Here is a 14,425-nt window from a genome sequence, read left to right as displayed (position 1 = left end):
GGGCTGCCTCGAGGGCAGCCCAGGCCGCAGCGCGCTTGTCAGTCATGAGCGGGGACCACGGGAGCGGTCAGGCTGGGTCCGGTCAGAACTCGACCGGGACCTCGGGCACCGACTCGGCCGGCTTGTCCACCTGCGGGCCGACACCCAGCTTCTCCTTGATCTTCTTCTCGATCTCGTTGGCGAGGTCGGGGTTGTCCTTGAGGAAGTTGCGGGCGTTCTCCTTGCCCTGCCCCAGCTGGTCGCCGTCGTAGGTGTACCAGGCGCCGGACTTGCGGACGAACCCGTGCTCGACCCCCATGTCGATGAGGCCGCCCTCACGCGAGATGCCCTGGCCGTAGAGGATGTCGAACTCGGCCTGCTTGAACGGCGGGGACACCTTGTTCTTGACGACCTTGACGCGGGTGCGGTTGCCGACCGGGTCGCTGCCGTCCTTGAGGGTCTCGATGCGACGGACGTCGAGGCGGACCGAGGCGTAGAACTTCAGCGCCTTGCCACCGGTCGTCGTCTCCGGCGATCCGAACATGACACCGATCTTCTCGCGGAGCTGGTTGATGAAGATCGCGGTCGTCCCGGTGGTGTTGAGCGCACCAGTGATCTTGCGCAGCGCCTGCGACATGAGGCGGGCCTGGAGGCCCACGTGGCTGTCGCCCATCTCACCCTCGATCTCGGCGCGGGGCACGAGCGCCGCCACCGAGTCGATGACGATGATGTCGAGCGCGCCGGACCGGATCAGCATGTCCGCGATCTCCAGCGCCTGCTCACCGGTGTCGGGCTGGGACACGAGCAGGGCGTCGGTGTCGACGCCGAGCTTCTTGGCGTACTCGGGGTCGAGCGCGTGCTCGGCGTCGATGAACGCCGCGATGCCGCCGTTGCGCTGGGCGTTGGCCACGGCGTGCAGGGCGACGGTCGTCTTACCGGAGGACTCCGGGCCGTAGATCTCGACGACGCGGCCGCGCGGCAGCCCGCCGATGCCGAGCGCGACGTCGAGGGAGATCGACCCCGTGGGGATGACCTCGATGGGGGGCCGGACGTCGTCGCCGAGGCGCATGACCGCGCCCTTGCCGAAGTTCTTCTCGATCTGGCCCATGACGGTGTCGAGCGACCTGGACTTCTGGTCCAGTGCGACTGCTGAGGGGTTGGTCGGTGCGGCCATCTTCGCCACGCTTCCTTCTTTCGTCTCGTGTCGGGCGCGCCTGCCGTCGACCCTGCTGCAGCCTGGGCTCTGGTTGGCCTCGCACTCTCCTGCGTTCGGGTCAGACGCTAGGTGTCGGCACCGACAGCCGTCGCGAGGCCGAGTGCGGGCCTGTGGACGGTCGGTCTGGCGGGACGCCACCTGTGGAGAAACCTACCGAACACGTGTTCGAAAGTCGCGTACCGAGGGACCGACACGCCGGTCTGCGCGCAGATCTGCGTGTCACTGCGCAGGGAGCAGATCCCTGCGCACTGACACGCGCGTCTGTGAGCAGACGTCCGGGCGCGAGGAACCGCGCGGCCGGCGCGCCGGTCGCCCCCCGACGAACCCCACGTGCCGGCCGCGCTCCCCCCTACCGCCACCTCAGTGGGTGACGGCGTCCCTGGCCCGGACCATGGCCTGGCGCAGGTCGTCGAACGCGTGCTCGACGCCGGACGTCACGGCCTCGACCGCCTCCTCCGCGGCCTCGCCCCGGCTCTCCGCCCGTGCCCGCGCCGTGGCGATCCGGTGCCGGACGTCGGCGAGCGCTGCCGACAGCCGCTCGTCCGCCTCCATCCGCCCGAGGTGGTACTGCAGCTCGAGATCGTCGAGCCGGCCGGCCCACTGCTCGATCCGGGCGCGGGCCAGCTCCACCCGCAGGCCGACGATCTCCGCCTGCAGCGCGTCGATCCGCTCGCGGGTCGCCGCCTCGTCCCTGGTCGTGCCCGTGGTCGCGCCCTTGGTCGTGCGGTCGTCCTTCTCCGCAGTCATGTCCTCGTTCCTCTCCCGTTCGGCGCGGCGCCGGTCCCCGGCACCGCTTCCATGCTGGGAGCCGCCCCCGACCCGGAACAGGGACTTCGGACCCGGGTGGGCGACCGGCGCCCGGTGGAGCGTGGGCGTGAGCCCGCACGGAGGAGGACGCCATGACGCACGACGCCACCTGGAAGATCTCGATCTCCCTCGACGAGCACGACGGACGCACCCGCGCCGAGGTCCGCCTGCACAAGGAGGGCAGCACCCACCTGCGCGGCATCGGGTGGGCCGACCGCAACCCCAGGGACCCGGAGGTGCCGCAGATCGGCGAGGAGCTCGCCGTGTCGCGGGCGCTCTCCGAGCTGGCCCACGAGCTCCTGCAGAGCACGGCGGACGACATCGCCGCGTCGCTGCACCACCCCGTGACGCTGCGCCGCTGACGCGCCTCCGACCCACCAGCCCGTTGCCGACATGAGCGCCCCGGCCACCACCCTCGTGCACGACCACGTCCTCGTCGCCCGGCACCTGACGCGCCGCTTCGGCGAGCGCGTGGCCGTGGACGACGTCTCGTTCCACATCGCACCGGGCGAGGCCTACGGCCTGCTCGGTCCCAACGGGGCGGGCAAGACCACGACGATCCGGCTCGTCTGCGGGCTGCTCACCCCCGACGCGGGGTCGGTCGAGGTGGCGGGCATCCCGGTCAGCGCCGGCGCGACCCGCGCCAAGGCCCGGATCGGGTACGTACCGCAGGACGTGTCGCTCTACCCCGACCTCACCGCCCGGGAGAACCTCGCCTTCTTCGGCCGGCTCTACCGCCTGTCGGGCTCGACGCTGCGCACCCGCGTGGACGAGGTGCTCGACCTGGTGGACCTGCGCGACCGGGGCGAGGACCGGGTCGAGTCCTACAGCGGCGGTATGCGGCGCCGGCTCAACATCGGCGCGAGCCTGCTGCACCGGCCCGAGCTGCTCGTCCTCGACGAGCCGACGGTCGGTGTCGACCCGCAGAGCCGCCACGCGATCATGGAGAGCATCCGCGCCCTCGGCTCCTCCGGTCTCGCGGTGCTCTACACGACCCACTACATGGAGGAGGCGGAGCGGCTCTGCGACCGCGTCGGCATCATCGACCGCGGACGCCTCGTCGCCGAGGGCACGCGCCGCGAGCTCGTCGCCCGCGTGGGGGAACGCGACCGGATCCTGTTGTCGGCCAGCGGGTCACTCTCCAGCTTCGCGGAGACCTGCCGGTCGATGGACGGGATCGACCGCGTCGACGTCTCCGACTCCACGGTGGAGCTGTTGGCGCGTGAGGGCCGCCTGCGCCTGCCCAGCGTGCTGGCCGCGGCGACCAGCGCGGGCGCGGCAGTGCGCTCGGTCGAGGTGGTCGAGCCCGACCTCGAGGCCGTCTTCCTGCACCTGACCGGCACCGCCCTGAGGGAGTGACGTGCACCCCGTCGTGGCCATCGCGCTCAAGGACCTGCGGCAGCGCCTGCGGGACCGGTCCGTGTGGGTGCTGGGGTTCGCGGCCCCGCTGATGGTGGCGGCGCTCATCAGCCTCGCGTTCGGGGGTGCGCAGGCGTTCCACACGTCGGTGGCGGTGGTGGACGAGGACCACGGCGCCATCGCCGCCGGCTTCGCCCAGTTCCTGAGCAGCCCCGACCTGCACGGCCTGCTGACCGTGCGGACCGTGTCGGGCACTGACGACGCCCGGGCGAAGGTCGCCGACGGCACGCTCGGCGCGGCATACGTCATCCCCGCCGGCTTCTCGGACGCGGTCACCGCCGGCCGCAGCCGGCCCATCACCGTGCTGGCCAGCGTGGACGCCACCGTCGCCGCGCAGGTGGCGCGGGCGCTCGCCCAGTCGTTCACCGCGCACCTCGAGGGGGTGCAGCTGTCGGTGCGCACTGCCGTGGCGGCGGGAGCCCCACCGAGCGCGGTCGCGGCGCTCGCCGCGCAGGCCTCGACCAGGGAGCTGCCGGCGCAGGCGCAGCCCCGGGCGTCCGGGGCCAAGACGCTCACCGCGGTCAGCTACTACGCACCGGCCATGGGCACCTTCTTCATGTTCTTCGCGATCGGGTTCGGGTCTCGCGGCTGGTTCCTCGAACGCAGCGGTGGGACGCTGGAGAGGCTGGCCGTGGCACCCCTGGGGATGGGCGCGGTACTCGTCGGCAAGTCGCTTGCGACGTTCGTCTACGGCGCCGCCAGCTTGGGCACGGTGGCCCTCGTGAGCTCGCTGGCGTTCGGGGCCGACTGGGGGCCGCCACCCGTCGTCGTCGCGCTCGTCCTCGCCCTGGCGCTGACCCTCGTCGGCCTCACGGCCCTCGTCATCACGCTGGCACGTACCGAGCGGCAGGCCGAGGGCATCGCCTCGATCATCACGTTCGGGCTGGTGCTGCTCGGCGGCAACTTCGTCTTCATCTCGCAGGCGCCGGACGCGGTCCGCACGCTGTCGCGCCTCACCCCGAACGGATGGGCCCTGCGCGCGTTCACCGACCTCTCGGGCGGGGCGTCCTGGACGGCGGCGGTGGTGCCGTTGCTGGCCGTGCTGGCGTTCGCCGCAGGGACGGCCCTGGTCGCCTTCCTGCTGCGCGGTCGGGTGCTGGCGCGATGACGGCCCTCGTCCTGGCCTGGACCGAGCTGCGGCGTGCGGCACGCGACCGCACGTTCCTGTTCTTGGTGCTGTTCCTGCCGTTCATGGTGATCCTGCTCATCGGGGTGACGACGTCGGGCTTCGCGCAGGAGCGGGTCGCCGTGGTGCAGGGCGACCGCAGCACCATGGCGAACGCGCTCGTCACCGAGCTGGACGCCGCCCCCGGCCTGCAGGTCGTGCGGGTGGCGGACCGGGCGTCGGGCGTGCAGCGGCTGCGGTCCGGTGAGGTCACGGCCGTGGTCCTCGTGCCGTCGGACTTCTCCACCACGCTGGAGGCAGGGCGGTCGGTGGTGCTTCCGGTGCTGACCACCGGCGCGGTCGGGTCGGGCGGCTCGACGCTGACGACCATCAGGTCCGTGGTCGCCCGCCAGGCAGCCACGGTGCAGGCTGCGGCGTTCGCCACCGAACGCGTCGGCGGGACGTTCGCGCAGAATCGCGCGCGGGCCGTCGCGCTGCAGCGCGAGGCGCCGGTGGCGGGGGTGAGCACCGTCGTCGTCGACAGCGCGAGCAGCTACCTGCCGCTCGGCTTCAGCTACAGCGCGCCGACCATGCTGGTGCTCTTCGTCTTCATCAACGCCACGGCGGGTGGTGCTGCGATCATCCAGACGCGCCGGTTCGGCATCTTCTCCCGGGCGCTGGCCGCCCCGGTCCGGCCGCGGGACCTCGTGCTGGGCGAAGGGCTCTGCTACCTTGCGCTCGCCGCCGCCCAGGCGGCGCTCATCGTGGTCGTCGGCGCGGTCGTCTTCGGAGTCGGGTGGGGCAACCCGCTGGCGGCGGCCCTGCTCATCGGCGTGTGGTGCCTCGTCGGCACCGGCGCCGGGCTCGTGAGCGGCACCCTGTTCCACACCCCCGAGCAGGCGAGCGCGATCGGGCCCGCGGTCGGGATCGCCTTCGGGATGCTGGGTGGTTGCATGTGGCCCCTGGAGATCGTGCCGGCCGGGGTGCGGGCAGCCGGGCACCTGACGCCCCACGCCTGGGCCGTCGACGCCTGGGTGACGCTGCTCTCGCGTGGCGGCGGGGTGGGCGACATCCTGGGGCCGCTGGCGGTGCTGGCCGGGTTCGCCGTGCTGCTGCTCGGGACGGCGACGCTGCGCCTGCGCCGCTCCCTCGTCACCGGCTGACCGGGCTCTGTGCGCAGACGAGCGGGCGCCGCCGCCCGGCACGGCATCCGCAGGTCTGTGCGCAGACGAGCGTGTGGGTGAGCACGGATCCGCTCTCTGCGCACTGGTACCGAGGTCTGTGAGCAGACGAGCGGGCACCATCGCCGGCGTGGGGCCCGGAGGTGGTGCCGCGGGGCCAGCCTCCGGTGTCAGCCGCGGCGGCGCATGGGTGTGTGCGGGATGCCGTCCTCGACGAAGCCGCGGCCGTCGGGTGCGAAGCCGAACCCGGCGTACCAGTCGGCCAGGTGCGACTGCGCGTCGAGCACGACGTCCCGCTCCCCCGCCAGGCCCAGCGCGGCACGCAGCAGCGCAGCGGCCAGACCGGTTCCGCGCGCCGACTCGGCCGTGGCGACCCGACCGATCCGCAGCGCACGGCCGCCGTCGTCCTCGAGGAGCCGGAGCGTCGACACGGGCAACCCGTCGACCTCGACCCACAGGTGCCGGGCGGAGGGCTCGGCGTCGCGCCCGTCGAGGTCGAGGTAGGGGCAGTCCTGCTCGACGACGAAGACCTGCGAGCGCAACGCCCACAGCCGGTATGCCGTGTGCACGTCGAGCTGCTCGAACGTCGCCACCCGGACCGGTGGCTCGGGCGGGGACGGGGTGTCGAGCTCGTGCGGCATACCGACGAGGCTACGAGAGCAGCAGCCGCTCGAGGCGACGAGCCGCCCCCAGGACGCCCACGAGGCCGAGGACGACGAGGTAGACAACGTGGCCCAGCACGCCCCAGCCCATGTCGCCGAGCATGAGCGCCCGCTCCAGCGCGACCCCGTGGTACAGCGGCGTCGCGCGGACCAGCCACTGCAGCGCGTCGGGGTAGGTCGCCAGCGGGAAGAACGTCGCCGAGAACAGGAACATCGGCTGGATCGCGAGGGTGACGTAGTCGAAGTCGACCCACGACCGCATGAAGGTCGTGGCGAACATCCCGAGCGCGGCGAACGCGAAGCCGATGAACACCGCCGCAGGCACCGCGAGCAGCGCCCACCACGAGTGCACCGCACCCGCGAGGAGTGCCACGACGAGGAACGCGAGCGAGTACAGGCCGCCACGGATCAGCGACCACGAGATCTCGCCCACGGCGATGTCGCGCGGACCCATCGGGGTGGCGAGCACGGCGTCGTAGAGCTTGGCGTACTTGAGCTTGAAGAAGACGTTGAACGTCGAGTCGAACACGGCACCGTTCATCGCCGACGCGGCCAGCAGGGCCGGCGCCACGAACTGGGGGTAGGTGACGACCATGCCGCTGTCGGTCGTCACGGTCTTGACGAGCGCGCCGATGCCCACGCCGAGCGAGAACAGGTAGAACACCGGCTCCGCGAACCCGGTGACGAGCGCGATCCACCCGTGCCGGAAGGAGGTGACGTTGCGCTCGACCAGCATCCGCGCGAGCCCAGCACCGGCCGGCACCGGCACGGCGCGCGCCAGCCGGGTCGTGGCCGTCGGGCGGGACGGGCTCCCCGGGCGGGTCGGCGTCGTCGGGGTCGCGCTCACGGTTCCAGCCTCCTGGTGAAGGTGCGGTGCGCGAGCGACGCGCCCACCACGGCATACAGGGCGAGCACGAGCAGGTGGCCCAGGAAGGGCAGGACGGACACGTCCCCGACCGACACCGACCGGGCGGCGGCCACGCCGTGCCACAGCGGGGTCACCCAGGCGACGGGCTGCATCCAGGGCGGGAGCTGGTCGACCGGGAAGAACGTGCCGGAGAAGAGCATCAGCGGGGTGATGATCCAGCGGTAGAGGATGTTGAACCCGTTGTCGCCCTCCTGCGTGGCGGTGAAGGCGAACATCGGCGTCGAGAACGCCAGCCCGGTGAGCACGGCGATCGGCAGGCACAGCACCGCCCACCACGAGTCGAAGCCGCCGAACAGCGCTGCGATCACCATGAAGATCGAGGTCGCCATCACCAGGTGCAGCGCGACCATCGTGAAGTGGCCGGCCAGCACGTCGCGCACGCGCAGCGGGGTCGCGAGCTGGGCGTGGTAGCCCATGTTCCACTTGATGTAGCCGAGCACCTGGTAGCTCGACTCGCCCCACGCGACCCACATCGACTGGGCGGCGACGATGGCCGGCACCACGAAGTGCAGGTAGGGCATGCCGTTGACACCGCCGGCGCGCGAGTCGACGAGCGAGCCGAGGCCGACACCCATCGCCAGCAGGAACAGGACCGGCGAGAGCACCCGCGTGATGACCGAGCCGCGCCAGGTGCGGCGGTAGACGGTCGCGTGGTAGCCGAGGACGGCGAGCAGCCGCTCTCCCCCGGACATCGGGGCGCGGACCCCGTGCGCGGCCCGGCTACCGGCGGCGGTCGAGGCGTCGGCAGGGCCGTGGCCGGCGTCGCCCGGGCCGGGCGGGGGCTGCGGGGCCGAGGGCTGGGAGTGGGTGACGGACATCAGTCGACCAGCGTCCGGCCGGTGAGGTGGAGGAACACGTCCTCGAGGGTGGAGCGGCGCACCAGCGACGACAGCGGCTCGACCCCGCGGGCGTGGACCTTGGCCATGGTCTCGTCGCCGTCCTCTGTGTAGAGCAGCAGCCGGTCGGGCAGCACCTCGACCCGCTCGGCGACGCCGGAGACCTGCTCGGCGAAGTGCCCCTGCTCCTCGGCGTCGAACCGCAGCTCGAGGACCTCGCGGGTGGAGTAGTCGTCGATGAGCGAGCGCGGCGACCCCTCGGCCACGATCCGGCCGTGGTCCATGACGACGAGCCGGTCGCAGAGCTGCTCCGCCTCGTCCATGTAGTGCGTGGTCAGGACCAGGGTGACGCCCGAGCGCTTGAGCCGGAACAGCCTGTCCCACAACACGTGTCGCGCCTGCGGGTCGAGTCCGGTGGTCGGCTCGTCGAGCAGCAGGATCTCAGGGCTGTTGATGAGCGAGCGGGCGATCGTGAGGCGGCGCTTCATGCCGCCGGAGAGCGGCTCGACCTTGTCCTTGGCGCGCTCGGTCAGCTGGGCGAAGTCGAGCAGCTCGGCCGCACGGGACCGCACCTCCTTGCGCGACAGGCCGAAGTAGCGGCCGTAGACCCAGAGGTTCTCCTCGACCGTGAGCTCCTCGTCGAGGGTGTCGCGCTGGGGGCAGCTGCCGAGCCGGGCGCGGATCGCGGGACCGTCCGTGGCCGGGTCGAGGCCGAACAGCCGCAGGTCCCCGCCGCTGACGGGCGAGACGCAGCCGACCATCCGCATCGTCGAGGACTTGCCCGCGCCGTTGGGCCCGAGGAACCCGAAGCACTCCCCCTTGCGCACCGAGAAGTCGATGCCGTCGACGGCCGTGAACTCACCGAAGGTCTTGGTCAGCCCCGTGGCGCTGAGCAGGATCTCGTCGGCGGCAGCCGGTGCGGTGGACGTGGTGGGGGCGGGTGCGGAGGACACGTTGACCCACGCTACCCACTGGCGCCGACAGCCCTCGCCTGCTTTTCGCCAGCCGACTCACCGACCGACTCGCCGGCCGACTCACAGGTGCACCGCCCTGATGCGGACCGTCGCCGGCTCCCCTGCCGCCAGCCCCTCGGCCCGGCGCACGGCCGCCTTCACGGGCAGGATGTACCCGGCCTGCTCCTTGCTGGGGAACAACGACGTGAGCCAGGTCGTCGCACCGCACGTCACCTCCACCCGGACGGAGCCGAACCCGCCCGCGCGTCCCTCGGCGAGGTCGGCGATCTCGTCGCTCGTCTCCTCGGGCACGGTGAGGAAGTGCCACGACTCGTTGCTCCCCCACAGCCACAGCGGTGCCGTGACCTCCCAGCTGTGCCGCCCGGTCCCGTCCACGGGGACGACGCTAGCCCCGACCACCGACCGTGGGGCCCGACAGCGTGGGGCCCGACGGCGTGGGACCCGACGTCGAGCGCCCGGACGGCGGGATCCGCCTGCGGGGGTCCGACGCCGGAGCCGCTCAGGCCCTCAGCTCGGCGAGCAGGGTGCGGGCGAGGTCCTCGGCCGGCAGCTCGCGCGCCCGGTCGTGGCCCGTGCCCGCCCAGAGGTTCACGAGCTCGCCCTCACCGGTCGACCTGCCGTGCGCCCGCAGCGGTGCGGTGAGGTGGTGCACGTGCGGGTATGCCGCGGGCGCGGCCTCGCCGTACAGCTCGGTCCAGCTCGTGACCAGCGCGCGGGCGCTGCGACCCGTGTAGGCCCGCGTCACCGTGGTGCCCCGGCGGTGGACCAGGGCATGACGGTGCACGGGCGAGGTGCCGGCCTCGGGGCAGAGCAGGAACGCCGTGCCGTAGGCCACGGCGCTCGCCCCTGACGCCAGCGCCGCAGCACCGTCGGCGCCGGTCGCGAACCCGCCGGACGCCATCACCGGCAGGTCGGTGCGCGAGCGCAGGGCCGCGACGAGGTCCAGCGTGGCCGGCTGCTCGCGACCGCTGTCGACCGGCCCGCCACGGTGGGCGCCGGCCTCCCACCCCTGCGCAACGAGCCCGTCGGCCCCGATCTCGGTCGCCCAGTCCGCCTCCTCGGGCTCGTTGACCGTGCACCAGACGTCGGTGCCGACGGCGTGCAGGCGGGCGACGTCCTCCGCCGACGGCCAGCCGAACGAGAAGGACACGAAGGGCGGCGCCGCCTCGACGAGCGCATCGACCTTGGCGGCGTAGGCATCGTCGTCCCAGCGGGCCTCGCCCAGGTCGACGCCCGCCGCAGCGGCCCACGGTGCCAGCAGCTCGGCATACGCCATCACGTCCGCGGCGACGGACGGCGGGTCGGGCGACGGGACGAACACGTTGACGCCGAACGGTGCCGACGACGCGGCGCGGAACGCGGCGACGTCGTCGCGCAGGCGCTCCGGCGACAGGTAGGCACCGGCGAGGACGGGAAACGCACCGCCGCGCGCTGCGGCGACAGCGAGCTCGACGGTGGTGGGGCCGCCGGCCATGGGGGCGACCACGACAGGGTGGTGGCTCCAGTCGAGCCGGGTCACCTCGCGGGCTTCCGCTCCACGCCGAGGCGTCGCGACTCCGGCACGTCCATGTCGTCGCAGAGCGCGAGCCACACCCGGCGGGGGGACTCGCCGGCGTCGAGAGCCTGCTGCACGGTCTGGTCACCCAGGGCGTGCAGGGTGTGGCTGCGGGCCAGCGAGGAGGCGTACGCCTCGCCGAACTCGTCGTTCATCAGCTCCCAGAAGTGGCTCAACCGCACCACTGGAGTCTAGGCACGCTCAGTCGAGGTGGTGGAACCGCTGCCAGAGCGTCGCCCACGGCCGGCGCGGTCCGGTGCACACCGCGACGGGTGCGCCCTGCTCCTCGCTGTCGACGCCGACCCCGTTGTCGAGCCGGTCGAGGACCCGGCAGGACGCGAAGAAGGCCCGCACGCGGTCGAGCTGGTACCCGACGACGAGGACGGTGCGCGTGCCGTCAGGTGGACGGGCCACGTCGGCCAGGGCGTTCTGGCCGCTGAGCGGGCGTGGCAGGCCCAGCGACCGCCCGTAGCGGGCGATCGCGCCGGCCTCGCCGTAGTTGGACGTGACCACCTGCGTCGGGCCGCCCGGTGCGGTCCGGTATGCCGCGGCCACCTGGGCGACGTAGCGCGGCCAGCCGACCTGGTCGGCCACCAGCGGACTGATGTCGGCGACCGGGGTCGAGCCGACGGAGCGCACCGGCACCACCGGCAGCGCGAGCACGACGGAGACGGCGGCGTTGACCGCGACGAGGACGCCCGCGGTCACGGCCGCCCATCGGCGGCGGCCCAGCCAGCGGGCGACGGGGACGCAGCCCGCGGCATACGCGACCGAGAGCAGGTGCGCCGGGTACTGGGGCTGGGCCCCGGAGACCCACGTGAAGGCGATGAGGAGCAGGCACGCCACTGCCAGGTAGCCGGCCTTTGCGCGCTGGGGTCGACGCAGCAGCCAGACCAGCCCGGCCACCCACACCACGACCAGCGGCGGCCCCAGCATCACGAGCAGGAGGAGCGGCAGGCTGCTGCGGACGTCGGCGGCGTTGTTGTCGGCGAGTGCGCGGCCCATGGCGAGCTGCGGCCAGCCGTGGGTCGCCTGGTAGAGCAGGTTCGGCAGCGACAGCACGAGGCCGACGACCGCCCCGCCGAGGAGCCAGCGCGTCCGCATCGACCGGCGTGGTCCGAGCGCGAGGATCCCGACGCCGAGGGCGGCGACCACGACGGAGACCAGCAGGCGGTTGTACGTCGTGAGGCCCGCGACTGCACCTGCGGCCAGCCACCAGCGCGGGTCGCCACGGGTCACGCGCAGCACCGCGAGCACCAGGAGGGCGAGCAGCGGCAGGTCGACGGTCGAGGTGAGCAGGAGGTGGCCGAGCATGAGCGGGATGGCGGCGAAGGCGTAGCCCCAGGCGGCGAGCGCTTGCGCCCCTCGGCCGCCGCCGAGCTCGCGGGTGATGAGCACGATGAGGACGACCGAGGCCGCGGCAGCGAGCGTCGCCGGGATGCGCAGGGCCCACGTGGCGTCGGCGAGGTGCGTGGTCAGGTGCGCGAGGAGCGGCGTGAGCGGGGGTTGGTCGACGTAGCCCCATGCCCGCGGCAGCATCCGGAAGTAGAGCTCGTCGCGGTGGTAGCCGTAGCCGGTGGAGCCGAGGGTGAGGACGACCACCTGGGCGAGCGCGGCCCCGAGGACAGCGGGCCACCAGACGGGGTGGCGGCTCCATCGGCCCTCGAGGCGGGCGGGCGCGTGCTGGCTCTCCCCCACTGCCGTCATGGGCACAGGGTGTCGTCCTGCTGGTGCCGTGTCGAGCGAGTTCCCTCGATCCGGCTCAGGTCCCGGGTGAGGCGTCGCGGTGGCCGGACCGCGCGGCGACCGGCCGGTGGCTCAGCTGGCCAGGAGGGCGGCACCCAACGCGATGAGCACGACCACCTTGACGAGCTCGAGGCCCACGTAGGCGAAGTGGGCGCGCGATCGCGGGACCTCGGCGGGGTCGGCGGCTGCCAGGACCGCGTCGGTGCGGCGGTTGAGCGCAGGACGCACCGCCAGCAGCTGCACCGCCAGCACGACCGCCGCCACGACGACGAGCACCCAGGCGGTCGTGGACGCGCCCGCGACGGCGGCGGCCACGACCGCCACCACGAGCAGCCCGGCCTCGACGAGGTTGAGCGCGCGGAACACGAGGCGACCGATGCCCAGCCCGACCGGGAGCGTGAGACCCGGGGCTCGGAACTTGAGCGGCGCCTCCAGGAAGGAGATGCCCAGCACCATGCCCAACCACACGAACGTCACCGCTGCGGCAACCCCTGCACCCACCGGAGATCCCTCCACCCGAGTCCTGAGTTCTTCTCCAGCACCGTAGCTGCGCGGTTCAGGAGACCTTCAGGAGGGGGTGGGCTCGACCCGGGTGCCGGGCGGACAGCAGGAAGAGGACTCCCGAGCCGACGAGGGGCACGAGCAGCAGGCCCACCGTCAGGGGCTCGACGAAGTTGGAACCCGCGCCCACCGCCGCCAGCAGGAGGGGTACCACGGTCACGGTGAGGATGAGGTAGCCGGCCGCATGCGGGTGGAACAGCCCCGCCACCGCAGCCGGGCCGCCCATTCGCGGCGCACCGTGTCCAGGTTCCTTCTCATGCATCAAGGGTCGCCGGTGCCCGCGTCGCAGTGTCAGGGTCGTTGGGCCCCGCTCGTCGCGTGGGGATCGACCGGTGAACGATCCCCTCCCCGGCCCGAGCACCGCGCGGCGACACGGCGAACCGCCTCTGAGCCCGCGATCGTCGCCGTCGCTGACACCGTAAGGGCCGCGAGCACCAGGTCCCACGTGCTGTGGTCACGCAGCCGCACACCGGACACGCTTGCTCCTGAACTCAGTCGTCCTTCTTCAGGCTCGGGTACTTCTTCTCGACCGCCGCCCGGACCTTCTTCTTCTCGGCCTCGGACCCGTGCTGGGCCACCCGGGCCAGGGCGTTGCGGGCGTGCTCGATGTCGGGGATCGGGTACTTCTCCTCGTCGGGCAACGCGAACGACGACTTCGCGAGCCTGTCGCGGTTCCTGCTGTTGCTGAGGTCCTTCGACACTGGGGTCTCCTCTCCTTCGGGGGGCGTCCGGTCTTACCCGCTCAGGCGTCCCCTGAACCGTCCCACCCCGCCGTGCGTCGGCGGAGATGCGCGGACTCTAGGCACCTCGTCCGGGCCGCCAGGGCTCGTGCGTGTGTGACAGCCACACGTGTGTGGGGTCGAGGGTGCGGATCAGCCGCTGGCCCTCGGTGCGTGGCTCGTCCAGCTCGTCGAAGAACACCGCCGTGTCGCCGGCGATGACGACGAGGCCGTCGGCCGTGTCCACGAGGACGACCTGCGACCCGGGGGTGTGGCCCGGTGCCGGGACGAGACGAATGCCGGGCAGCAGCTCGAGAGCTCCGTCGACGGGCACGTACTCCACTCCGGGCGCGTCCACCCACTCCCGGATCGTGTACTCCTCCGGCCCCAGCGCGTCCTCGAGCTCGCGGCGCTGGACGTGGACCGGCGTGCCCGCGAAGAGGTGGTTGCCCCCGCAGTGGTCGTAGTGCAGGTGCGTGTTCACCACGAGGTCGATGCTGTCGACGTCGACGCCGTCCTGCCTGTCCAGCGGCATGATGCGGGGGTCCATGTCTGCCACCGCGGGGTGCAGCTGGGTCAGTCCCGTGTCGACGAGCACGCGGCCATCGGGGTGGTCGATCACGTGGACGTACACCGGCATGCGGTCGCCCTCGGCGAGCAGCTCGGCGACGAGGACGGGGGTGACTGTGGTGGCCATGACGCTCGCTTCCCTGGGCGCCTGGCGCCCTCTGCGGTGG

18 protein-coding genes are annotated in these 14,425 nt (G+C 72.7%); 4 read left to right on the top strand and 14 right to left on the bottom strand.

Translation table 11 applies throughout. From position 1 onward, the window contains the following. Nucleotides 1–82: 82 nt before the first annotated feature. Both recA and ACFUC1_RS09230 read right to left on the bottom strand, forming a co-directional pair. Nucleotides 83–1,153: a recombinase RecA gene (recA, locus tag ACFUC1_RS09235; RefSeq protein WP_379118904.1), complete on the bottom strand. Its 1,071-nt coding sequence runs from the start codon at nt 1,151–1,153 to the stop codon at nt 83–85. Nucleotides 1,154–1,555: 402 nt separating this feature from the next. Next, a complete protein-coding gene (locus tag ACFUC1_RS09230) occupies nt 1,556–1,942 on the bottom strand; it encodes a hypothetical protein (protein ID WP_379118902.1) in 387 nt (128 codons plus the stop codon). 152 nt (nt 1,943–2,094) lie between these two features. Between ACFUC1_RS09230 and ACFUC1_RS09225 the strand changes: the two genes are divergently transcribed. From ACFUC1_RS09225 to ACFUC1_RS09210, 4 genes are read left to right on the top strand one after another with little or no spacing between them, the layout of a single operon-like run. Further along, nucleotides 2,095–2,364: a DUF1876 domain-containing protein gene (locus tag ACFUC1_RS09225; RefSeq protein ID WP_379118900.1), complete on the top strand. Its 270-nt coding sequence runs from the start codon at nt 2,095–2,097 to the stop codon at nt 2,362–2,364. A 31-nt stretch (nt 2,365–2,395) separates the two neighbouring features. Beyond that, nucleotides 2,396–3,361, top strand: a complete 966-nt coding sequence (locus tag ACFUC1_RS09220) for an ABC transporter ATP-binding protein (protein ID WP_379118898.1) — start codon at nt 2,396–2,398, stop codon at nt 3,359–3,361. A 1-nt stretch (nt 3,362) separates the two neighbouring features. Continuing rightward, the gene (locus ACFUC1_RS09215; protein WP_379118896.1) at nt 3,363–4,529 is read left to right on the top strand and encodes an ABC transporter permease; all 1,167 of its coding nucleotides are present in this window, start codon (nt 3,363–3,365) and stop codon (nt 4,527–4,529) included. Beyond that, nucleotides 4,526–5,689: an ABC transporter permease gene (locus ACFUC1_RS09210; RefSeq protein WP_379118894.1), complete on the top strand. Its 1,164-nt coding sequence runs from the start codon at nt 4,526–4,528 to the stop codon at nt 5,687–5,689. The genes ACFUC1_RS09215 and ACFUC1_RS09210 overlap by 4 nt, the downstream gene beginning before the upstream one ends. Before the next feature lie 188 nt (nt 5,690–5,877). On the opposite strand, the gene ACFUC1_RS09205 is transcribed toward ACFUC1_RS09210, so the two are convergent. The 12 genes from ACFUC1_RS09205 to ACFUC1_RS09150 all read right to left on the bottom strand — a co-directional run bounded on the left by ACFUC1_RS09205 (nt 5,878) and on the right by ACFUC1_RS09150 (nt 14,385). After that, nucleotides 5,878–6,348 (bottom strand): GNAT family N-acetyltransferase, encoded by a 471-nt coding sequence (locus ACFUC1_RS09205; RefSeq protein WP_379118892.1) that lies wholly within the window; start codon nt 6,346–6,348, stop codon nt 5,878–5,880. Nucleotides 6,349–6,358: 10 nt separating this feature from the next. Beyond that, complete coding sequence (locus tag ACFUC1_RS09200; protein WP_379118890.1) at nt 6,359–7,216, bottom strand: ABC transporter permease; 858 nt, start codon at nt 7,214–7,216, stop codon at nt 6,359–6,361. Next, nucleotides 7,213–8,115, bottom strand: coding sequence for an ABC transporter permease (locus tag ACFUC1_RS09195; protein ID WP_379118888.1), 903 nt, complete (start codon nt 8,113–8,115; stop codon nt 7,213–7,215). The genes ACFUC1_RS09200 and ACFUC1_RS09195 overlap by 4 nt, the downstream gene beginning before the upstream one ends. Next, on the bottom strand, nt 8,115–9,032 hold the full coding sequence (locus tag ACFUC1_RS09190) for an ABC transporter ATP-binding protein (RefSeq protein WP_379118907.1): 918 nt from the start codon (nt 9,030–9,032) through the stop codon (nt 8,115–8,117). The genes ACFUC1_RS09195 and ACFUC1_RS09190 overlap by 1 nt, the downstream gene beginning before the upstream one ends. 135 nt (nt 9,033–9,167) lie before the next feature. Next, nucleotides 9,168–9,482 carry a DUF1905 domain-containing protein gene (locus ACFUC1_RS09185; protein WP_379118886.1) on the bottom strand — a complete coding sequence of 105 codons (315 nt, stop codon included), beginning with the start codon at nt 9,480–9,482 and terminating at the stop codon, nt 9,168–9,170. Between the two features lie 124 nt (nt 9,483–9,606). Continuing rightward, nucleotides 9,607–10,626 (bottom strand): nitronate monooxygenase, encoded by a 1,020-nt coding sequence (locus ACFUC1_RS09180; protein WP_379118884.1) that lies wholly within the window; start codon nt 10,624–10,626, stop codon nt 9,607–9,609. Continuing rightward, the gene (locus ACFUC1_RS09175) at nt 10,623–10,844 is read right to left on the bottom strand and encodes a DUF3046 domain-containing protein (protein ID WP_379118882.1); all 222 of its coding nucleotides are present in this window, start codon (nt 10,842–10,844) and stop codon (nt 10,623–10,625) included. Before ACFUC1_RS09175 ends, ACFUC1_RS09180 begins: the two co-directional genes overlap by 4 nt. Nucleotides 10,845–10,863: 19 nt before the next feature. Then, nucleotides 10,864–12,369 (bottom strand): glycosyltransferase family 39 protein, encoded by a 1,506-nt coding sequence (locus ACFUC1_RS09170; RefSeq protein ID WP_379118880.1) that lies wholly within the window; start codon nt 12,367–12,369, stop codon nt 10,864–10,866. A 111-nt stretch (nt 12,370–12,480) separates the two neighbouring features. Beyond that, nucleotides 12,481–12,909 (bottom strand): hypothetical protein, encoded by a 429-nt coding sequence (locus tag ACFUC1_RS09165; RefSeq protein ID WP_379118878.1) that lies wholly within the window; start codon nt 12,907–12,909, stop codon nt 12,481–12,483. Nucleotides 12,910–12,964: 55 nt separating this feature from the next. Next, on the bottom strand, nt 12,965–13,195 hold the full coding sequence (locus ACFUC1_RS09160) for a hypothetical protein (RefSeq protein ID WP_379118876.1): 231 nt from the start codon (nt 13,193–13,195) through the stop codon (nt 12,965–12,967). A 265-nt stretch (nt 13,196–13,460) separates the two neighbouring features. Next, the gene (locus ACFUC1_RS09155; RefSeq protein WP_379118874.1) at nt 13,461–13,670 is read right to left on the bottom strand and encodes a DUF6582 domain-containing protein; all 210 of its coding nucleotides are present in this window, start codon (nt 13,668–13,670) and stop codon (nt 13,461–13,463) included. 97 nt (nt 13,671–13,767) lie between these two features. Next, the gene (locus ACFUC1_RS09150; RefSeq protein ID WP_379118872.1) at nt 13,768–14,385 is read right to left on the bottom strand and encodes an N-acyl homoserine lactonase family protein; all 618 of its coding nucleotides are present in this window, start codon (nt 14,383–14,385) and stop codon (nt 13,768–13,770) included. Between the last annotated feature and the right edge of the window lie 40 nt (nt 14,386–14,425).

It is taken from the genome of Pedococcus sp. NPDC057267 (assembly GCF_042668795.1).
Taxonomy (GTDB): Bacteria; Actinomycetota; Actinomycetes; order Actinomycetales; family Dermatophilaceae; genus Pedococcus.
The sequence above is the reverse complement of the archived record's forward strand: the minus strand, read 5'-3'. Positions and strand labels throughout refer to the sequence as shown.

Coding starts and splice junctions, on each gene's coding strand:
- recA (WP_379118904.1), bottom strand. CDS start 1,153: ATGGCCGCACCGACCAACCCCTCAGCAGTCGCACTGGACCAGAAGTCC.
- ACFUC1_RS09230 (WP_379118902.1), bottom strand. CDS start 1,942: ATGACTGCGGAGAAGGACGACCGCACGACCAAGGGCGCGACCACGGGC.
- ACFUC1_RS09225 (WP_379118900.1), top strand. CDS start 2,095: ATGACGCACGACGCCACCTGGAAGATCTCGATCTCCCTCGACGAGCAC.
- ACFUC1_RS09220 (WP_379118898.1), top strand. CDS start 2,396: ATGAGCGCCCCGGCCACCACCCTCGTGCACGACCACGTCCTCGTCGCC.
- ACFUC1_RS09210 (WP_379118894.1), top strand. CDS start 4,526: ATGACGGCCCTCGTCCTGGCCTGGACCGAGCTGCGGCGTGCGGCACGC.
- ACFUC1_RS09205 (WP_379118892.1), bottom strand. CDS start 6,348: ATGCCGCACGAGCTCGACACCCCGTCCCCGCCCGAGCCACCGGTCCGG.
- ACFUC1_RS09195 (WP_379118888.1), bottom strand. CDS start 8,115: ATGTCCGTCACCCACTCCCAGCCCTCGGCCCCGCAGCCCCCGCCCGGC.
- ACFUC1_RS09170 (WP_379118880.1), bottom strand. CDS start 12,369: ATGACGGCAGTGGGGGAGAGCCAGCACGCGCCCGCCCGCCTCGAGGGC.
- ACFUC1_RS09160 (WP_379118876.1), bottom strand. CDS start 13,195: ATGGGCGGCCCGGCTGCGGTGGCGGGGCTGTTCCACCCGCATGCGGCC.
- ACFUC1_RS09150 (WP_379118872.1), bottom strand. CDS start 14,385: ATGGCCACCACAGTCACCCCCGTCCTCGTCGCCGAGCTGCTCGCCGAG.